18 protein-coding genes are annotated in these 16,356 nt (G+C 61.3%); 11 read left to right on the top strand and 7 right to left on the bottom strand.

Annotated elements, in window-relative coordinates:
• Positions 1 to 47: 47 nt before the first annotated feature.
• The gene (locus ACR0JC_RS17440; protein ID WP_170343357.1) at positions 48 to 1,010 is read right to left on the bottom strand and encodes an L-malyl-CoA/beta-methylmalyl-CoA lyase; all 963 of its coding nucleotides are present in this window, start codon (positions 1,008 to 1,010) and stop codon (positions 48 to 50) included.
• 293 nt (positions 1,011 to 1,303) lie between these two features.
• Between ACR0JC_RS17440 and dgcN the strand changes: the two genes are divergently transcribed.
• The 3 genes from dgcN (at position 1,304) to ACR0JC_RS17425 (ending at position 4,253) form a co-directional block, all read left to right on the top strand.
• Complete coding sequence (gene dgcN, locus ACR0JC_RS17435) at positions 1,304 to 2,305, top strand: N-acetyltransferase DgcN (RefSeq protein ID WP_170343358.1); 1,002 nt, start codon at positions 1,304 to 1,306, stop codon at positions 2,303 to 2,305.
• A gap of 72 nt (positions 2,306 to 2,377) precedes the next feature.
• On the top strand, positions 2,378 to 3,343 hold the full coding sequence (dgcA, locus tag ACR0JC_RS17430; RefSeq protein ID WP_170343359.1) for an N-acetyl-D-Glu racemase DgcA: 966 nt from the start codon (positions 2,378 to 2,380) through the stop codon (positions 3,341 to 3,343).
• A gap of 49 nt (positions 3,344 to 3,392) precedes the next feature.
• Entirely contained in the window at positions 3,393 to 4,253 is an 861-nt protein-coding gene (locus ACR0JC_RS17425) for a D-amino-acid transaminase (RefSeq protein WP_170343360.1), read from the top strand.
• A 42-nt stretch (positions 4,254 to 4,295) separates the two neighbouring features.
• Here ACR0JC_RS17425 and ACR0JC_RS17420 read toward each other — a convergent pair whose 3' ends face one another.
• The 3 genes from ACR0JC_RS17420 to ACR0JC_RS17410 all read right to left on the bottom strand — a co-directional run bounded on the left by ACR0JC_RS17420 (position 4,296) and on the right by ACR0JC_RS17410 (position 5,745).
• A complete protein-coding gene (locus ACR0JC_RS17420; protein ID WP_170343361.1) occupies positions 4,296 to 4,610 on the bottom strand; it encodes a DUF1244 domain-containing protein in 315 nt (104 codons plus the stop codon).
• A gap of 71 nt (positions 4,611 to 4,681) precedes the next feature.
• Positions 4,682 to 4,921, bottom strand: coding sequence for a DUF6868 family protein (locus ACR0JC_RS17415; RefSeq protein ID WP_093965143.1), 240 nt, complete (start codon positions 4,919 to 4,921; stop codon positions 4,682 to 4,684).
• Positions 4,922 to 5,007: 86 nt separating this feature from the next.
• Positions 5,008 to 5,745 carry an N-formylglutamate amidohydrolase gene (locus ACR0JC_RS17410; protein WP_093965145.1) on the bottom strand — a complete coding sequence of 246 codons (738 nt, stop codon included), beginning with the start codon at positions 5,743 to 5,745 and terminating at the stop codon, positions 5,008 to 5,010.
• A 117-nt stretch (positions 5,746 to 5,862) separates the two neighbouring features.
• On the opposite strand from ACR0JC_RS17410, the gene pyk reads away from it, so the two are divergent.
• Positions 5,863 to 7,308 (top strand): pyruvate kinase, encoded by a 1,446-nt coding sequence (gene pyk, locus ACR0JC_RS17405; RefSeq protein WP_170342769.1) that lies wholly within the window; start codon positions 5,863 to 5,865, stop codon positions 7,306 to 7,308.
• Between the two features lie 2 nt (positions 7,309 to 7,310).
• Here the strand turns inward: pyk and ACR0JC_RS17400 are convergent, their stop codons facing one another.
• Positions 7,311 to 7,796, bottom strand: a complete 486-nt coding sequence (locus tag ACR0JC_RS17400; protein ID WP_093965149.1) for an Lrp/AsnC family transcriptional regulator — start codon at positions 7,794 to 7,796, stop codon at positions 7,311 to 7,313.
• Positions 7,797 to 7,985: 189 nt separating this feature from the next.
• On the opposite strand from ACR0JC_RS17400, the gene ACR0JC_RS17395 reads away from it, so the two are divergent.
• The 6 genes from ACR0JC_RS17395 (at position 7,986) to ACR0JC_RS17370 (ending at position 12,619) form a co-directional block, all read left to right on the top strand.
• On the top strand, positions 7,986 to 8,423 hold the full coding sequence (locus ACR0JC_RS17395) for a universal stress protein (RefSeq protein WP_093965150.1): 438 nt from the start codon (positions 7,986 to 7,988) through the stop codon (positions 8,421 to 8,423).
• A gap of 14 nt (positions 8,424 to 8,437) precedes the next feature.
• A complete protein-coding gene (locus tag ACR0JC_RS17390) occupies positions 8,438 to 9,991 on the top strand; it encodes an alanine/glycine:cation symporter family protein (RefSeq protein WP_170343362.1) in 1,554 nt (517 codons plus the stop codon).
• Between the two features lie 181 nt (positions 9,992 to 10,172).
• Positions 10,173 to 10,373: a 50S ribosomal protein L35 gene (rpmI, locus tag ACR0JC_RS17385; protein ID WP_039523697.1), complete on the top strand. Its 201-nt coding sequence runs from the start codon at positions 10,173 to 10,175 to the stop codon at positions 10,371 to 10,373.
• Between the two features lie 14 nt (positions 10,374 to 10,387).
• Positions 10,388 to 10,753: a 50S ribosomal protein L20 gene (gene rplT, locus ACR0JC_RS17380; protein WP_170343363.1), complete on the top strand. Its 366-nt coding sequence runs from the start codon at positions 10,388 to 10,390 to the stop codon at positions 10,751 to 10,753.
• Between the two features lie 244 nt (positions 10,754 to 10,997).
• Positions 10,998 to 11,639, top strand: coding sequence for a LamG domain-containing protein (locus ACR0JC_RS17375; RefSeq protein WP_480763998.1), 642 nt, complete (start codon positions 10,998 to 11,000; stop codon positions 11,637 to 11,639).
• A 203-nt stretch (positions 11,640 to 11,842) separates the two neighbouring features.
• Positions 11,843 to 12,619: a methyltransferase domain-containing protein gene (locus ACR0JC_RS17370; RefSeq protein WP_170343365.1), complete on the top strand. Its 777-nt coding sequence runs from the start codon at positions 11,843 to 11,845 to the stop codon at positions 12,617 to 12,619.
• 120 nt (positions 12,620 to 12,739) lie between these two features.
• Here the strand turns inward: ACR0JC_RS17370 and ACR0JC_RS17365 are convergent, their stop codons facing one another.
• Positions 12,740 to 14,131, bottom strand: a complete 1,392-nt coding sequence (locus ACR0JC_RS17365; protein WP_170343366.1) for an aminotransferase family protein — start codon at positions 14,129 to 14,131, stop codon at positions 12,740 to 12,742.
• A gap of 222 nt (positions 14,132 to 14,353) precedes the next feature.
• Here ACR0JC_RS17365 and ACR0JC_RS17360 point away from each other — a divergent pair, with 222 nt between their 5' ends.
• Positions 14,354 to 15,982 carry an acyl-CoA synthetase gene (locus ACR0JC_RS17360; RefSeq protein WP_170343367.1) on the top strand — a complete coding sequence of 543 codons (1,629 nt, stop codon included), beginning with the start codon at positions 14,354 to 14,356 and terminating at the stop codon, positions 15,980 to 15,982.
• On the opposite strand, the gene ACR0JC_RS17355 is transcribed toward ACR0JC_RS17360, so the two are convergent.
• Complete coding sequence (locus tag ACR0JC_RS17355) at positions 15,979 to 16,320, bottom strand: DOPA 4,5-dioxygenase family protein (protein WP_170343368.1); 342 nt, start codon at positions 16,318 to 16,320, stop codon at positions 15,979 to 15,981. The two genes, ACR0JC_RS17360 and ACR0JC_RS17355, sit on opposite strands and share 4 nt — an antisense overlap.
• Positions 16,321 to 16,356: the final 36 nt, after the last annotated feature.

Here is a 16,356-nt window from a genome sequence, read left to right as displayed (position 1 = left end):
GTCAGGAAAAGGCGCACAAAACGAGCGCCTTTTCTCATAATTCCCCATCAGCCGTTTGCGGCAATCAGTTCGGCTTGCGCCACGATTACCTCGGCCTGCTTGATCGAGGCGATGTCGACCAACCGCCCCTTGTAGACCGTGGCGCCTTCGCCATTGGCCTTGGCCTGCTCCATCGCGGCCAGGATCTCGCGCGCTTCGGCCACCGCCTCGTCCGACGGGGTGAAGACCTCATTGGCCAGCGCGATCTGCTTGGGGTGGATCGCCCATTTGCCGACCATGCCCAGCGTCGCCGAACGGCGCGCCTGCGCGATATAGCCTTCGTCGTCCGAGAAGTCGCCGAACGGACCGTCGACCGGCAGCACCCCATGGGTGCGGCAGGCCGCCACGATGGCAGCCTGCGCCCAGTGCCACGGGTCCGACCAGTATTTCTGGCCCTCGCGCAGCATGTAATAGTTTTCCTGCGTGCCGCCGATTCCCGTGGTCTGCATCCCCATCGAGGCGGCGAAATCGGCCGCGCCCAGGCTCATGGCCTGCAGGCGTGTAGAGGAGGCCGCGATGTCCTCGACATGGGCGATGCCGGCGGCGGATTCGATGATGACTTCAAAGCTGATGGGCTTGGTGCGGCCCTTCGCGCGTTCGATCGCAGTGACCAGGGCATCAACCGCATAGACATCCTCGGCGCAGCCCACCTTGGGGATCATGATCTGATCCAGCCGGTCGCCGGCCTGTTCCAGCAGGTCAACGACATCACGGTACCAATAGGGCGTATCCAGCCCGTTGATGCGCACCGACATGTACTTGTTGCCCCAATCCACGGTGTTCAGCGCCTCGATCACGTTGGCGCGGGCGGCGTCCTTGTCGGACGGGGCCACCGAATCTTCAAGGTCGAGGTTGATCACGTCCGCGGCCGAGGCGGCCATCTTGGGGAACAGCTTGGTGTTGGATCCGGGGCCGAACAGCTGACAGCGGTTTGGTCGCGCCGGGGCGGCGGGTTGGATACGAAAGCTCATCGGCACCTCACTGAGTAATGAAATTGCGATTTCAGTTGGCAATTGGGTATTAAATTGCGCGACCCTGCGCAAGCCTGATTGTGCAGTTGCGGCAATGCTGTTGCAGAAAGCTGTGCGCAGCCCCCGGAACTCGGCGGTCAAAGTTTCATCATTTTGAAAATTTCGAAGCTTTTTGCGTCGTTCTGGCGAATCTTGCAAAATTCTCCGGTCGAGGTGCAGGAGGTCGGAGGAAAACGAGAAACGCTCGTTGACGGCCTTCAATAGGTTGGGGCGGAAGAAAAGGAGAGCGCGCGATGATCGAGACACCGTATCTGCTGTTTTTGGGTGATGCCCCCGACCAACTGGCCGCCAAGGTCGCGATCGGCATTCGGGACTGGCGCCCGGAAAACGCCGTGGGTCAGCTGCGGATGGAGAGCTGCAAGGCCGATCTGGGTCTGACCGACATGACCCTGGCCGAAGGCAAGGCCGCCGGCGCCAAGACACTGGTCATCGGTGTCGCGAACCGCGGTGGCGTCATCAGCCAGGCCTGGAAAGAGGTCCTGATCGCCGCGCTGGAAATGGGCTATGACCTGGCCTCGGGCCTGCACAACCTGCTGCGCGACGAAGGCGATCTGGTGGCCGCGGCCCAGACCCATGGCTGCACGCTGCATGACGTTCGCGTGCCCACGGTGGGCTACCCGATCGCCAACGGGCGCAAGCGCAGCGGCAAGCGCTGTCTGGCGGTGGGCACCGATTGTTCGGCGGGCAAGATGTACACGGCCATGTCGATGGATGCCGAGATGCGCAAGCGCGGCAACAAATCGACCTTCCGCGCAACCGGCCAGACCGGCATTCTGATCACCGGGCAGGGCGTTCCGCTTGACGCCGTGGTGGCTGACTTCATGGCCGGTTCCGTAGAATACCTGACGCCCGAGAACGATCCCGATCACTGGGATCACATCGAGGGGCAGGGGTCGCTGTTCCATGTCTCGTATTCCGGCGTGACCATGGCTTTGATCCATGGCGGTCAGCCGGATGCTCTGGTTCTGTGCCACGAACCGACACGCACCCATATGCGCGGTCTGCCGGAATACTCCTTGCCGACGCTGGAACAACTGCGCGACACGGCTCTGCCTTTGGCGCGCGTGGCGAACCCCGCCTGTCAGGTCGCGGGTGTGTCGATCAACACGCAGCACCTGAGCGAGGAGGACGCGAAAGCCTACATCGCCAAGGTCGAGGCCGAGATGGGCCTGCCGACCACGGATCCGTACCGGTTCGGCGCGGGCAAGCTGGTGGACGCGCTGGCCGCGATGTGATCCAACCGGGGCGCCGATGGCGAGGATACCTGCCTCCGGCGCTGGAAACTGCAAAAACAAAGGAGGGCGCGCGTGCAGATCGACGTCTCTCGTGATGTGTTCCGGCTGGCGCAGGTGTTCACCATCTCGCGCGGGTCGCGGACCGAGGCCAAAGTACTGACGGTGCGCCTGACGGATGGGACGCATCAGGGTTGGGGTGAATGTGTGCCCTATGCCCGGTATGACGAAACGCTGGAGTCGGTCGAGGCCGAGATCCGCGGTTTGCCAGAGGCCTTCACGCGCCAGTCGCTGATGGACCTGCTGCCCGCCGGTGCCGCGCGCAATGCGGTCGATTGCGCCCTGTGGGACCTTGAGGCGAAGCGCGCGGGCAAGCGCGCTTGGGAACTGGCCGGCCTGCCCGCGCCCAAACCCGAGATCACTGCCTATACCCTGTCGCTGGACACGCCCGACGCCATGCGGGCGCAGGCGGCGAAGAACGCGCATCGTCCGCTGTTGAAGATCAAGCTGGGCACGCCCGACGACATGCCGCGGCTCGAGGCCGTGCGAGCCGGGGCACGGGATGCAAAGATCATCGTGGATGCCAACGAGGGCTGGTCGGCTGAGGTCTATGCCGATCTGGCGCCGCATCTGGTGCGTTTGGGCGTCGCGTTGGTCGAACAGCCGCTGCCCGCCGGCGATGACGAGGCGCTGATCGGACTCGATCGCCCGGTGCCGGTCTGCGCCGACGAGAGCTGCCACGATCGCGCCAGCCTGCCCGGTCTGAAGGGCAAATATGACGTGATCAACATCAAGCTGGACAAGACCGGCGGTCTGACCGAGGCGCTGGAACTACGCCGCGCAGCGCAGGCCGAGGGCTATGGCATCATGGTAGGCTGCATGGTCGGCAGCTCTTTGGCGATGGCACCTGCGACACTGGTGGCGCAGGGTGCGCTGGTGACGGACCTTGACGGCCCGCTTCTGTTGGCCGAAGACCGCGACACCCCGCTGGTTTTCGACGAGGCCGGAGTACACCCGCCGCAGGCGGCGCTCTGGGGGTGACGCGCTGAGGCGAGGAATGGGCGCAGACCAAGGACGAGAAGGATATGACATGACCCGCACCGTTTACGTGAACGGCGAATACCTGCCCGAGACCGAAGCCAAGGTCTCGATCTTCGACCGAGGCTTTCTGATGGCGGATGCCGTCTATGAGGTGACCAGCGTGCTGGACGGCAAGCTGATCGACTTCGAGGGTCACGCGGTGCGCCTGAAGCGGTCTCTGGACGAATTACAGATGGCCGAACCCTGCACCAAGGACGAGCTGCTCGAAATCCACCGCAAGCTGGTCGAGCTGAACGGTATCAACGAGGGGCTGGTCTATCTGCAGGTCACCCGCGGCAGCGATGGCGACCGCGATTTTGTCTTCCCTTCGGCAGACACCAAGCCGACGCTGGTGCTGTTCACCCAGAACAAGCCCGGGCTGGCTGACAACCCGGCGGCGAAGAAAGGGGCCAAGATCATCTCGATCGAGGATATCCGCTGGGGCCGGCGCGACATCAAGACGGTGCAACTGCTGTACCCCTCCATGGGCAAGATGATGGCCAAGGCCGCAGGGTGCGATGATGCCTGGATGATCGAAGACGGGTATGTGACCGAAGGCACCAGCAACAACGCCTATATCGTCAAGAACGGCAAGATCGTTACCCGCCCGCTGTCGAACGACATCCTGCACGGGATTACCCGCAAGGCGGTACTGCGCATGGCGGCCGAGGCGCAGATGGAAGTCGAGGAGCGCCTGTTCACCATCGACGAAGCAAAAGAAGCCGACGAGGCCTTTACCACCTCGGCCAGCGCGTTCGTAATGCCTGTGGTCGAGATCGACGGCGTGGTGCTGGGCAACGGCACGCCGGGCCCGATCGCCACGCGGCTGCGCGAGATCTATCTGGACGAAAGCCTGAAGGCAGCGATCTGAATGCATAGGCCCGCCGATCTGGCGGGCCTTTTCGTTAAGGCGTCAGTCTGTTTTGCCCACGTTCTCTTCGAACGCGACCTTGAAGGCGGCCTGTTTCTCGGGGCTGGCCTCGGTCTGGTATTTGGATTTCCACTCATCCATGGTCATGTCATAGAAAATCTCGCGGGCTTCGTCCTTGCCCATTTCGATGCCTTTTTCATTGGCCGCCTCCTGATACCACCGCGCCAGGCAGTTTCGGCAGAACCCGGCCAGGTTCATCATGTCGATGTTCTGAACGTCGGTGCGGTCCTGCATCAGGTGTTTCTGCAGACGGCGGAAAGCGGCGGCCTGAAGTTCGATCTCGGTCTGGGGGTCCATGGTAGGGCTCCGGTTCGTGGGATTTGATCCAGACCTAGCAAGCCCGAGGCCATTGCACAACGCGCGCCGGATCAGACCAGCTTGAGGGCAATCCAGGGCATCAGGCAGAAGATCAGGGTCAGGATCTTGTAGTTCGCAAGATACTTGAAATAGGCCTTTCTGACCTCGGCCTTGTCCATCTGGAACATGCGGCCGTGAATGGCGGCGATGCGGTCCTGCAGGGCCACCACCATCAGAGTCGACAGCAGCAGGACCGCAAAGTTCAGAACGGTCATCCAGCCGAAAAAGGCTGTCAGGGTTTCAGGTGTCATGACGGCCTCCTTTCACCCCAAAAATGGGGGCCGCCCGCGCGCCGCGCAAGAGCACGGGCGTCGTTTGGTCGCGGATTTTTCCAGCGTTACAGCCCGCTTGCGGCCAGCGCATCGTTCAGGATTGGGGCCAGCCGCTCGGCCCAGGCGCGCTGCCCGGCATGATCGGCGATCAGGTCGTTGCGCAGCTCGATCAGCGCGTTGGGGCGACCAAAGGCGGTGGCGTGCCGGTCGATCGCATCCCCCGGCAGCACGCCGGTATAGGGCTCGTTCACGCCGACGCACAGATCCTCCTCGGCCCGCAGGCGCTCGATCAGCGGGGCCGAGAACCGCTCGTCCGCGGTGTGCAGGATGCCGACGTCCCAGGGGCGCGGCGGGCGGCCCCGCAGCTGGCGCGTGAAGGAATGCATCGACACGATTACGGCGTGAGGCAGGGCGGCCATCTTGGCTAGCGCTTCGTGATAGGGGCGATAGCACAGGTTCAGGCGCCGTTCGCGCTCGGCGGCGTCGGCGTGACGGTTGGCCGGAATGATCGACCCGTCATACAGCTTCATCAACAGGGTCGGGTCGTCCTCGCCCCGGTTCGGGTCGATCACCAGCCGAGAGAAATTGGCGGCAATCACCGGCGCGTTCAGGATCTCGCCCAGATGTTTCGATACCTCGTAGGCGCCCACGTCATAGGCGATGTGGCGCTCCATGTCCTCACGCGGAAGGCCGAGGTCGCCGCCGTTGATCTGCGGCGGTACGATGTTGGTGGCATGGTCGCACGTGATCAGCCAGCGGGACGGGCGATCCGCCCCGTGCACGTAAAACGGAGTGTATGTCATGAGCCTGTCATCTTGTTTGCCGCAGGTGTAGGACAGTTGCCTCGGAAAGGGAATTGCGCAATAAGCAAACCGACTATTGTTTGCGGTAACATTCGACCATCAAGGAGAGCAAGATCGATGCGACGCCTGAGAAATGTGAAAATCGTGGCGACGCTGGGCCCGGCGTCCAACGACTATGATATGATCCGTGCTCTGCACGAGGCCGGCGCCGATGTTTTCCGCCTGAACATGAGCCATGGCAGCCACGACGAAATCCGTGAACGCCACCGGATCATCCGTCAGATCGAAAAGGACCTCGATAGCCCGATCGCCATTCTGGCGGACCTTCAGGGCCCGAAACTGCGGGTCGGTGTGTTTGCGAATGATGCAGAGGACTTGGTCGAAGGTGCCGCGTTCCGTTTGGATCTGGACGAAACTCCGGGCGATGTCAGCCGGGTCTGCCTGCCGCACCCCGAGATTTTTCAGGCGTTGGAAGCGGGGGCGCATCTGCTGGTCAACGACGGCAAGATCCGGCTTGTGGTTGAGAAATGCGGCCCCGATTTCGCGGATTGCAAAGTTGAAATCGGCGGAACCATCTCGAACCGCAAGGGTGTGAACGTGCCCGACGTGGTGCTGCCGCTGGCGGCCCTGTCGGAGAAGGACCGGGACGATCTGGAGTTCGTCTGCCAGCTGGGCGTCGACTGGCTTGCGCTGAGCTTCGTGCAGCGGGCCAAGGACGTGTACGAAGCGCGCGCCCTGGCTGACGGCCGCGCCGCCATCCTGTCCAAGATTGAAAAACCCGCGGCGGTCGAGGCGTTCGACGAAATCCTCGACGCATCGGACGGCATCATGGTCGCCCGTGGCGATCTGGGCGTCGAACTCCCGGTCTCGGCCGTGCCTCCGATTCAAAAGCGACTGGTCCGAAAGTGCCGCGCTGCCGCCAAGCCGGTTATCGTTGCCACCCAGATGCTGGAAAGCATGATCGAAAGCCCGATGCCCACCCGCGCCGAAGTGTCGGACGTCGCCACTGCCATATATGAGGGAACCGACGCCATCATGCTGAGCGCCGAGTCGGCCGCGGGCTCGTATCCGATCGAGGCCGTTCAGACCATGAACAAGGTCGCGATCGAGGTCGAAGCCGACCCAACCTACAAACAGATCATCGACGCTTCGCGCCAGACCAAGGGAACGACCGTTGCCGACGGCATCGTGGCCGCGGCCCGTGAAATCGCCGAAAAGACCGACATCAAGGCGATCTGCTGCTTTACCCAAAGCGGCACCACCGCACTGCTCACCGCCCGCGAGCGTCCCGGTGTCCCGATCATCGCCATGACTTCGCTGCGGGGCACCGCGCGGCGTCTGTGTCTCAGCTGGGGCTGTCACTGCGTGATGACGCCCGAGCTCGAGCGGTTCAAAAGCGCCGTGGTCAATGCGGCGCGCGCGGCGCGAGCCAGCGGGTTTGCCGGCGCCTCGGATCAGATCGTGGTGACCGCCGGTGTCCCGTTCAACGTGCCAGGCTCGACCAACATCCTGCGCGTCGCCCCCTGCGACGAGCGACTGATCTACTCGACGGATCCCGAATAGGATCAGCCACCCGGTCCGCCGGGTCTTGCTTTGGCGCCGACAGGCTCTTTTACGGTCTCCATCACCGTGAACGAGCTTGTCTGGTGTATCCCCGGAAGCTTGTTGATCTTGTCGCCCAACACCGTTCGGAAATGCGCGATGTCGCGTGTCCGTACGGTCAGCATGTAGTCGAATGATCCGGCGACCATCAGGCAGGTTTCGATTTCAGGTACTCGTCGCACGGCTTCGTTGAAACGGTCCAGCGAGTGTTCGGCTGTGGCCGTCAGCGAAACCTGCACCACCGTCAAGTGCCCCAGCCCCAGCCTCTCTTTGTCGATCACCGCGCTGTAGCCGGTGATGTACCCGCTCTTTTCCAGCCGTTTTACCCGCTCGGAACACGGCGTGTTGGTCAGGTTTACTCGGGCCGCCAGTTCGACTATTGGCAGGCGTCCATTGGCCTCGAGCTCGGCCAATATCCGTTGATCGATCTTATCCAAATCCCTGTCCATCAGGCAATTTCCCTGCGTTTTTGAGGTCTGGCGGCATATTTTCCTGAAAATAGACCGAAAAAATCTCCTTTTCCTAGTGATTTTTCCTGATACTTGACCGAAGGGCAGTCTTGTAAAACGAGTTCCAGGTTCCGGCTGCCCTGCCGGGGGCACGGGCCCCGGCCAAATCAACAAAAACGGAGGAACGAGATGACAACGAAAATTGTCATAGGACTGGACGGGACAGAGACCGGAGATCGCGCGGTCGGCTTTGCCAAGGATCTGGCAAGTCGGATTGGATCGTGTGAACTGCTGGTTGCCTATGTCATCGAATGGTCGCCCTATACTTTCCAAACTCCCGAGGAAAACGCCCTGCGGCACAAGCGGCGCGAAGAGGAGATCGCGCTTGCCACCAGCCGCGTGGTGGAACCCGCCGTCGAGGCCCTGAAGGCCGCAGGCTTCAGCGCCCGCGGTATTGTCCGCCATGGCGATGTGGCCGAAACGCTGAACGCGATCACGGTCGAAAACGGCGGATCGCAGATCGTCGTGGGACGATCCTCGGCTGACGGCATCAAAAAGCGAATCTTCGGCAGTTCGACCCAGAATCTGGTCATGCACGCCGACGTTCCGGTCACAGTCGTGAACTGACGGGAGGAGCAGACATGAAATCGATCAAAACCCTGGGCCTGTCCGGTGCGGCCGCGGCCCTGCTGGCCAACCCCGCATTTGCGCAGGAGGCCCCCGGTCTGGATGAAAAGATCAACCAGGCCTTCGCGAATCTGACGGGCCCCTTCGTCAGCTTCATCTTCGCACCTTTTCCGGGGACGAGCTTTCCCTGGATCGTGATGTGGCTGGTCGTGGCCGCGACGGTGTTCACGCTGTATTTCGCCTTTGTGCAGATGCGGTTCTTCAGCCATGCGATCAGCCTGGTCAAAGGTGACTATTCCGACCCCAACGATGCGGGCGAGGTCAGTCACTTCCAGGCGCTGGCAACGGCCCTGTCCGGTACCGTCGGCCTGGGCAACATCGCGGGCGTCGCGGTGGCGGTCGGCATCGGCGGACCCGGTGCGACCTTCTGGATGATCCTCGCCGGCCTTCTGGGCATGGCGTCGAAATTCACCGAATGTACGCTGGGTGTGAAGTACCGCAACGAGTACGAAGACGGCACCGTTTCGGGCGGCCCGATGTACTACATGTCCAAGGGCTTTGCCGAGCTGGGTCTGCCCGGCGGCAAGATCCTGGCGGTCCTGTTCTCGATCTTCTGTATCCTTGGCGCGCTGGGCGGGGGCAACATGTTCCAGGCCAACCAGGCGCACCAGCAGATCGCGGGTATTGTCGGTGACTATCCCGGTTGGATCACCGGCCTGGTCTTCGCGGCCGTGGTGTTCATGGTCATCGTGGGCGGCCTGAAGTCGATCGCCCGCGTGACCGAGAAGGTCGTGCCGTTCATGGGCATCCTGTATGTCGCCACTGCTCTGGTCATCATCATCATGAACGCCGACATGATCGGCTGGGCCTTCGGTCAGATCTTCGCTGGTGCCTTCACCGGTCTGGGTGTCGCCGGCGGCATGGTCGGTGCTCTGATCCAGGGATTCAAGCGCGCCGCCTTCTCGAACGAGGCAGGCGTTGGCTCGGCGGCCATTGCACACTCGGCCGTCCGCACCAAGGAACCGATCACCGAGGGCTTTGTTTCGCTGCTTGAGCCGTTCATCGACACCGTGGTGATCTGCACCATGACCGCGCTGGTGATCATCATCACCCAGCAGTTGGTGATCGACCCGGCAACCGGCCTGTACGTGCTGAACGAAGCGGGCACGGCGATCGCAACCGTGGATGGCAACTCGGGCGTCAGCCTGACTTCGGCCGCCTTCGGCAGCGCCTTCAGCTGGTTCCCCTACATCCTGGCCATCGCGGTGATCCTGTTCGCCTTCTCGACCATGATCAGCTGGTCCTACTATGGCCTCAAGGCCTGGACCTATCTGTTCGGCGAGGGCCACACCAAGGAGCTGGCGTTCAAGCTGATCTTCTGCGTCTTCGTGGTGATCGGGGCTGCGGCCAACCTGGGTCCGGTCATCGACTTCTCGGACGCGGCGATCTTTGCCATGGCCGTGGTCAACGTCTTTGCGCTCTACTTCCTGATGAAAGTGGTGCGCCAGGAGTTGGCCTCGTACAGCGCGCGACTGAAAAGCGGCGAAATCCGCAAGTTCGCCGACTGATGACACCAACCGGGGCGGCACCGCTGCCCCGGTTCCCGACCCCGGTGCAAAAAGCACCCGAACGGGTCAAAAACCCCTTGCCAGCATGACCGAACTTGCGTAAACGGCGCATCTGATCGCGCGACCGGCCGATGTGGCATGCCGAGTCGCGTTTCGTACCGAACCCTGAAAGGAGACGGAAATGCCCAAGATGAAGACCAAATCGAGCGCCAAGAAGCGCTTCAAGGTGACCGCGACCGGTAAGGTCATGTCGGCTCAGGCCGGCAAGCGGCATGGCATGATCAAGCGGACCAAAAAGTTCATCCGCGACGCCCGTGGCACCACGACCCTGTCCGCCCCCGACGCCAAGATCGTCAAGGGCTACATGCCCTACGACCGCTAAGAGGAGATACCGATATGTCCCGCGTTAAAGGTGGAACCGTAACTCACGCCCGTCACAAGAAGGTCATCAAGGCTGCCAAAGGTTACTATGGCCGCCGCAAGAACACCTTCAAGGTTGCCCGTCAGGCCGTCGACAAGGCCAACCAGTACGCAACCCGCGACCGAAAGAACCGCAAGCGCAACTTCCGCGCCCTGTGGATCCAGCGCATCAACGCTGCTGTCCGTTCGCATGACGAAGCTCTGACCTATTCCCGCTTCATCAACGGCCTGAACCTGGCCGGCGTCGAAGTGGACCGCAAAGTTCTGGCCGACCTGGCCGTGCACGAACCGGAAGCGTTCGGCGCGATCGTCGCCAAGGCACAGGCCGCTCTGGCTGCCTGATCCTCTTTCGAGAGACAGTGAAAGAAAGGCCGTCCCGTTCGGGGCGGCTTTTTTCTTTGGATCGACCAGATTGGATTTCGTGAAAACCAAGTATGGGATTCCGTTATGGTCACTACACGCATTTGATGTAATCATCTGTTAAGTTTCACTGATGAATTGAATGCGGAATACTGAAATGCCTATTTGCCAAAGACTTACCCAAGCCCTTCTTGTCTTGACTGCGGTTGCGATCTGCCACCCGACAGTGGCAAGATCACAGGACACGATCACCGAACCTGACCTTCCTGACGTTTTGGTTGAAACCTTTGATGGCGACGACACGACGCTCATGCTGGGTGGGCAGATCGACTTTCAATCGGCCAAGCCGCCCTGGGCCGTTTATGTGGCCGATGGAAAATTCGTCATGGAGAACAGACAGGATGCGCGCAGCCTTCAGTTCAACGACGTGGCGTGGGTGAAGTTTCCCGGCTCGGATTCGTTGGAGAGCACGCAGGACATGGTAATCTCTGCCGTAGTGGACGGAGAGTTCAGCGGCAAAAGCGGTGTGGGCATTCTGGTTGGCAGCGGAAAGTCCGGGAAATATGTGGCGTTCACTGTGGACGACAAAGGGCGCTATCACGTACTGCAAAAGGACGGCCGCCAATTGAGGCTGGTACATGCGGACAGACATGACGCGATACGTGTCGGCGCCCCGAACAAGCTGACCTTCCAGGTCCGAGGCGCGCATGTGGTTTTCTTTGCCAACGGAACCAAGGTTGTTCAAACGCTGTTTTCAAAGCGAACGCCCACGAACCCCGGTCAGGGCGCTCGTGCAGGGATAGGCCTGGCAGCCTTTGGAACCGGCCGTTTCGAATTTGATGAAGTCGAAATCAAAAGGGCGAACTGACGCACAAAAACGCAGGTTGCACGAACTGGAACCGTTGGGTGGGGTCGTTTCTAGGGTACTTGCCCCTTTGACCTCCTCATTCGCAAAACAGTGAAAGAAATACCGCCCCAAAAGGGGCGGCTTTTTTGCGCAGGCAGACAGTCAGACCAAAAACCGCTAGGCTTGCACGTGCTGAATTGACCAACATTGGTTTTGCGAGTGCCATGCTTGAATTTGATGCAGCAACAACGCGTCTACTCGATAGCGTGTATCAAGGTGCCGATGTCACCCGGCGGCGGCGAGGGTCTTTTGACGCGTTGCGACCAGCCCCGGGTGATACCATTGCGGACGTTGGATGCGGCAACGGTCTTTTGACAGCAGAGCTCGCGCGGGCGGTTGGTCCGACCGGGCGTGTTTTGGGCATCGACCCAAGTGAGGCGATGCGGAGTTCCGCCAAAAACCGCTGCCACGAATATGACTGGGTCCAGATCATGGAGGGTGAGGCAGGCCAACTTCCGGTCGAGGATGCGTCACTCGACAAGGCGGTGTCGGTTCAGGTTTACGAGTATTTAGACGACATTGCCGCCGCGGTGGCGGAGGCCCATCGCTGTCTCAGGACGGCTGGTCTGCTTGTCGTGGGCGACATCCATTTCGACAGTCTGGTTTGGTACAGTGATGATCCGGCAAGAATGGATCAGATGATAAAAGCCTGGGACGAGCACTTTGTCGGGAGAGACGTGCCCGCACGACTGCCACCGATATTGAGAGACGCGGGTTTCACTGTGGAAAGCATCACGCCGATCACGATTTGCGATAACGAACTCCGGCCAGATGGGCTGGCCAATATGATGATCACCCTGATGAAAAGGTTTGCCGAGTCCAACAAGCTCGTTCCGGATCAGGAAGCCAAGGTATGGGCGGATGAGCAGAGATCCTTGGCCGCGAGGGGCCGGTTTTTCTTTTCGCTAACTCATTTTGTCATCAGCGGGCGCAAATCCTAGACTTTGGTCTGGATGCGCTGATTGACTCAAACAAAGGCTATTGCCTGAGCAAATGGAGCTAAAAAAAGAAACCGGCGCGAAGAACGCCGGCTTCACTTGGTCTTTTATCCCGCGCTGGGTTTACCCGAACACACGCCCCAGTGCGCCATCAACCGCATCGGTGATTTGGTCGATGTCGTCCGCCGTGGCGATCAAAGCCGGAGAGAAGCATAGCGTGTTGTTGCGGCCGGGGACCGAGCGGTTGGTGACACCGATGATTACCCCTTGCGCCATGCAATCGGCCACGACCGCTTGGGCCAGCTTTTCATCCACCGGTTCTTTGGACGCCCGATCCGCGACCAGTTCGGCACCCAGGAACAGGCCCTTGCCGCGCACGTCGCCGATGACCTTGTGCTTGTCCATCAGTGCCTGCAGGTTGCCCATCATGCGATCCCCCATCGCTGCGCAATTGCCCAGCAGGTTCTCGTCTTCGATGATGCGCATGTTCTCGATCGCCGCCGCCGGCCCGGCGGTGCAGCCGCCAAAGGTCGAGATGTCGCGGAAATAGTTCATCGGGTCCGCGGCATCGTCTTTGAACATGTCAAAGACTTCCTCGGTGGTCACCATGCAGGCAATCGCGGCATAGCCCGAAGCCACGCCTTTGGCCATGGTCACGAAATCGGGTTTCACGCCATATTGCTGGTACCCGAACCAGGTGCCGGTGCGGCCCACGCCGCAGACGACCTCGTCGATATGCAGCAGGATGTCGTACTTCTTGCAGATCTCCTGCACGCGCTGCCAATAGCCCTCGGGCGCTTCGATCACGCCGCCGCCGGCGGTCACTGGCTCAAGGCACAGCGCGCCCACAGTGTCGGGGCCTTCGCGCAGGATGACCTGTTCGATCTGATCTGCGGCCCACTCGCCAAAGTTCTCGTCGGGCGCGCCGTCCAGTTCGTGCTTGCGGTATTCCATGCAGTGCGGCACGCGCACGAAATCCGGCGCAAAGGGGCCGTATTGCGCGTTGCGCTCATCCTGACCGCCCGCCGACATCGCCGCCAGAGTCGAGCCATGATAGTCGCGGTCGCGATACAGGATCTTGGTCTTCTTGCCGCCGTACTTCTTGTGGGCGATCTGGCGGACCATCTTGAACGCCTTCTCGTTCGCCTCGCTCCCCGAGTTGGTGTAGTAGACCCGGCTCATGCCCGGCATCTTCTCGATCAGCTTTTCGGCAAACAGCGCCCCGGGGATCGAGCCCGCCGAGTTTGCAAAGTAGCACAGCTTCATAAGCTGGTCGTAGACGGCCTTGCAGATGGATTCGCGGCCATAGCCCACGTTCACCGTCCAGACGCCGCCCGAGACGGCATCCAGGTGTTCCTTGCCTTTCTGATCCCAGACGCGCATGCCCTTGCCTTCGACGATGATGCGCGGATCGTTCGTCTCAAACGGCTTGTGCTGGATCAGATGGTGCCAGATATGGGCGCGGTCGGCCTCGACCACGCGGGAAAGATCGTTTTCGTTGAACGTGCCGTCCATGACATGTCCTTTCAGTAAGACGCGACGCGCGGGAATCACGATGCCCGGCAGGCGCGGATGAACCAGATACCGCAGATCAGCCCGAAAGCCCGGTACGCAGTAGGGCCAGATTACCCGATCGCGTAGCTCCAGTATATTCGCCTCGCGTATTTTTACGGGTTTGTTTTGCGGCAACCTTTGTGCTCAATACGAAAAATCCGACGAATTGGGGAGGAGAGGCGGATGGCGACCCACAGCATTTATCAGCGCGATCTGGACAAAGGCCCGGCCAATTTCACGGCCCTGTCCCCGCTTAGTTATATCGAGCGGACGGCAGCCGTTTACCCTGACTATCCGGCCGTGGTCTATGGCGACCGGCGCCATAGCTGGGCGCAGACCTATGCGCGCTGCCGCCGGTTGGCCAGCGCGCTGGCTGCACGTGGGGTGGGCACGGGCGATACGGTGTCGATCATTGCCGCCAACATCCCCGAAATGTACGAGGCGCATTTCGGCGTGCCCATGGCAGGCGCGGTGCTGAACACCATCAACACAAGGCTCGATGCCCCGATCATCGCCTTCATCCTGAACCACGCCGAATCCAAGGTGCTGCTGGTCGATCCCGAATTCTCGGGCGTGGTGAATCAGGCGCTGGAGCAGGTGGATCACGACATTCTAGTGATCGACATCGAGGACCCGAGTTTCGACGGTGGCGAGAAGCTGGGCGCGCTGACCTATGACGACCTGCTGGCCGAGGGCGACCCGGAATTTTCTTGGTCTCTGCCTGCCGATGAATGGGACGCGATCACGCTGAACTATACCTCGGGCACCACGGGCAACCCCAAGGGTGTCGTCTATCACCACCGTGGCGCGGCGCTGAACGCCACCTCGAACATCCTGACCTGGGGCATGCCGCAGCATTCGGTCTATCTGTGGACGCTGCCGATGTTCCACTGCAACGGCTGGTGTTTCCCCTGGACCATGGCCGCGAATGCGGGCACGTCAGTGTGCCTGCGTGCAGTGCGGGACGAGCCGATCTACCGCGCGTTCCGCGACGAGAAGGTTACCCATTTCTGTGGCGCCCCGATCGTGCTGAACATGCTGGTCAACGCACCCGATCACCTCAAGGATTTCGACCATGAAATCAAGGTGATGACTGCAGGCGCCCCGCCGCCTGCCGCCGTGATCGCCGCGATGGAGGGGATGGGGATCGAGGTCACTCATGTCTATGGCCTGACCGAAACCTACGGGCCGTCGGTCGTGTGTGCCTGGAAAGACGAATGGAGCGACAAGCCCGCCGAGGAACGCGCCGCGCTCAAGGTGCGGCAAGGGGTGAAATACGTTGCCCTGTCGGGGCTGATGGTGGCTGATCCCGAAACGCTCGAACCGGTGCCGGCCGATGGCGAGACCATGGGCGAGATCTTCATGCAGGGCAACATCGTGATGAAAGGGTATCTCAAGAACCCCGAGGCCACGCAGAAAGCCTTCCGCGGCGGCTGGTTCGCCTCGGGCGATCTGGGGGTGATGCATCCCGACGGCTATGTCGCGCTGAAGGACCGATCAAAGGACATCATCATCTCGGGGGGCGAGAACATCTCGTCGGTCGAGGTCGAGGATATCCTCTACAAGCACCCGGCGGTGATGGAGGCCGCCGTGGTCGCCAAACCGGACGAGAAATGGGGTGAGACGCCTTGCGCCTTTGTCGAGCTGAAGCCGGGCGCCGAGGCGACCGAGGCCGATCTGATTGCGTTCTGCCGCGACCACATGGCCCATTTCAAGGCACCCAAGACGGTGGTGTTCGGCCCGCTGCCCAAAACATCGACGGGCAAGATCCAGAAATTCAAGCTCAGGGAACAGGCGCGGGCGCTGGGCTAGGCGCCCAGCCGGTCAAAGATCGACAGGTCCAGGTCCAGCATCTCGCCCATCCAGATCGCCCGGTCGCGGTGGTCGGGCAGGTGCTGGCCGGTTTCAGGATGGGTGAACACGGTCAGCCCCTGCCGGTTGAGCATCAGCCATGGAATCACCTTGTCGAAGGCATCTGCGGCAAAACTCAACTGGCAACTCCAGCGCGGGTGGGGGCCGACATTGCGGCTGTGCATGTGGCCCATCTCGACGGGGAACAGGCGTGCAGCCTCTTCGCAGACACGGCGGGCGGTCTCCTGCGTTTCGGCGTCGAAATAGACATGGGCGTGATAGCCGGTGATCTGTGGCATCGGGGGCCTCGTGCGGTGATTTCCGGCACAAGGCTA

The organism is Ruegeria sp. CH5, from assembly GCF_056537025.1.
Note: the sequence above shows the minus strand (reverse complement) of the source record. Positions and strands in the feature narration are given on the sequence as shown.

Bases quoted from the DNA above. Each gene is read 5' to 3' on its own strand.
- ACR0JC_RS17420 (WP_170343361.1), bottom strand. From the start codon at position 4,610: ATGGACCCCCAGACCGAGATCGAACTTCAGGCCGCCGCTTTCCGCCGT.
- ACR0JC_RS17400 (WP_093965149.1), bottom strand. From the start codon at position 7,796: ATGGACAGGGATTTGGATAAGATCGATCAACGGATATTGGCCGAGCTC.
- ACR0JC_RS17425 (WP_170343360.1), top strand. From the start codon at position 3,393: ATGACCCGCACCGTTTACGTGAACGGCGAATACCTGCCCGAGACCGAA.
- ACR0JC_RS17415 (WP_093965143.1), bottom strand. From the start codon at position 4,921: ATGACACCTGAAACCCTGACAGCCTTTTTCGGCTGGATGACCGTTCTG.
- ACR0JC_RS17370 (WP_170343365.1), top strand. From the start codon at position 11,843: ATGCTTGAATTTGATGCAGCAACAACGCGTCTACTCGATAGCGTGTAT.
- dgcN (WP_170343358.1), top strand. From the start codon at position 1,304: ATGATCGAGACACCGTATCTGCTGTTTTTGGGTGATGCCCCCGACCAA.
- ACR0JC_RS17440 (WP_170343357.1), bottom strand. From the start codon at position 1,010: ATGAGCTTTCGTATCCAACCCGCCGCCCCGGCGCGACCAAACCGCTGT.
- ACR0JC_RS17410 (WP_093965145.1), bottom strand. From the start codon at position 5,745: ATGACATACACTCCGTTTTACGTGCACGGGGCGGATCGCCCGTCCCGC.
- rpmI (WP_039523697.1), top strand. From the start codon at position 10,173: ATGCCCAAGATGAAGACCAAATCGAGCGCCAAGAAGCGCTTCAAGGTG.
- ACR0JC_RS17365 (WP_170343366.1), bottom strand. From the start codon at position 14,131: ATGGACGGCACGTTCAACGAAAACGATCTTTCCCGCGTGGTCGAGGCC.
- ACR0JC_RS17355 (WP_170343368.1), bottom strand. From the start codon at position 16,320: ATGCCACAGATCACCGGCTATCACGCCCATGTCTATTTCGACGCCGAA.
- ACR0JC_RS17360 (WP_170343367.1), top strand. From the start codon at position 14,354: ATGGCGACCCACAGCATTTATCAGCGCGATCTGGACAAAGGCCCGGCC.
- pyk (WP_170342769.1), top strand. From the start codon at position 5,863: ATGCGACGCCTGAGAAATGTGAAAATCGTGGCGACGCTGGGCCCGGCG.
- rplT (WP_170343363.1), top strand. From the start codon at position 10,388: ATGTCCCGCGTTAAAGGTGGAACCGTAACTCACGCCCGTCACAAGAAG.
- ACR0JC_RS17395 (WP_093965150.1), top strand. From the start codon at position 7,986: ATGACAACGAAAATTGTCATAGGACTGGACGGGACAGAGACCGGAGAT.
- ACR0JC_RS17390 (WP_170343362.1), top strand. From the start codon at position 8,438: ATGAAATCGATCAAAACCCTGGGCCTGTCCGGTGCGGCCGCGGCCCTG.